Origin of the sequence: Nocardioides allogilvus (assembly GCF_003047285.1) — a bacterium.
Classification (GTDB): domain Bacteria; phylum Actinomycetota; class Actinomycetes; order Propionibacteriales; family Nocardioidaceae; genus Nocardioides; species Nocardioides allogilvus.
This window is the reverse complement of record NZ_PZYX01000068.1, coordinates 1-565: the sequence shown is the minus strand read 5'-3', so window position 1 is coordinate 565 and position 565 is coordinate 1. Positions and strand designations below refer to the sequence as shown.

Genomic DNA, 565 nt, shown 5'->3' with positions numbered 1-565 from the left:
GGTGGATGCCTTGGCAATCAGAGGCGAAGAAGGACGTGCTAATCTGCGAAAAGCTTGGATGAGTTGATAAGAAGCGTTTAATCCAAGATATCCGAATGGGGAAACCCAGTAGATGAAGAATCTACTATTATTAAGTGAATACATAGCTTAATAAGGCAAACCGGGAGAACTGAAACATCTAAGTACCCCGAGGAAAAGAAATCAACCGAGATTCTGTAAGTAGCGGCGAGCGAAAGCGGAAGAGCCTGTTAGTGATAATGGTTTTGTTAGGAGAATGAGCTGGGAAGCTCAATCGTAGAGGGTGATAATCCCGTATCCGAAAACATTATTATGGTACTAAGCTAACGACAAGTAGGGCGGGACACGAGAAATCCTGTTTGAAGATGGGGGGACCATCCTCCAAGGCTAAATACTCCTGATTGACCGATAGTGAACCAGTACTGTGAAGGAAAGGCGAAAAGAACCCCAGTGAGGGGAGTGAAATAGAACCTGAAACCGTGTACGTACAAGCAGTGGGAGCAAGAGAAATCTTGTGACTGCGTACCTTTTGTATAATGGGTCAGCG

General features: G+C 45.1%; 1 rRNA gene. It reads left to right on the top strand.

From position 1 onward, the window contains the following. A 23S ribosomal RNA gene (locus C9J87_RS19470) occupies positions 1-565 on the top strand; the annotation flags it as partial.